Below are 503 nucleotides of genomic sequence, written 5' to 3'. Positions count from 1 at the left end.
CCGCCGCTGGTTCGCGCGGGCCGGGATACTGCCGGCGACCGGTTGCCCGGCCGATGGCGTCGTGCGGCTGTGGGCCAACACGTCCTCGCGTACCATCGCCAGCGGTGAAGCCTATGCGGCGGGGTTGGCGCCGGGCTGCCCGCTGCCGGTCGGCCACCGTTCGGCGCCGGGCGCCGATCCGCTGTTCGAGCCGTTGAACACGCGACCGGCCGGATTCGACGCCGCTGCCGCTGCACTGTCGGTACAATCCTATACCGGCGGGGTCGACGCGCTGGCGATGCGCCACCGGGCCAGCCTGGCGTTGCTCGACCATATCCTTGGCTGCCCCGCGCCCGGCCCCTGCAGCCCGGTCGCCCCCTCGACGGTCGCGCCGAGCGGCGACCGCCACGATATCGCGGTCACCGGCCCGATCCGCGCTGCATCGGGCACCGCGCAGGTCTTGATGCTCCAATATCTCGAAGGGATGCCGATGGCGCGGGTCGGGTGGGGACGGGCGACGCCGC

At 73.6% G+C, this 503-nt stretch carries 1 pseudogene; it reads left to right on the top strand.

What is annotated here, in order from left to right:
- A pseudogene (locus tag AX685_RS22715) lies at positions 1-503 on the top strand (histidine-type phosphatase); the annotation flags it as partial.

The sequence above is a fragment of the Sphingomonas sp. CCH9-F2 genome (assembly GCF_001556735.1).
Lineage (GTDB): Bacteria > Pseudomonadota > Alphaproteobacteria > Sphingomonadales > Sphingomonadaceae > Sphingomonas > Sphingomonas ginsenosidimutans.
The sequence above is the reverse complement of the archived record's forward strand: the minus strand, read 5'-3'. Positions and strand labels throughout refer to the sequence as shown.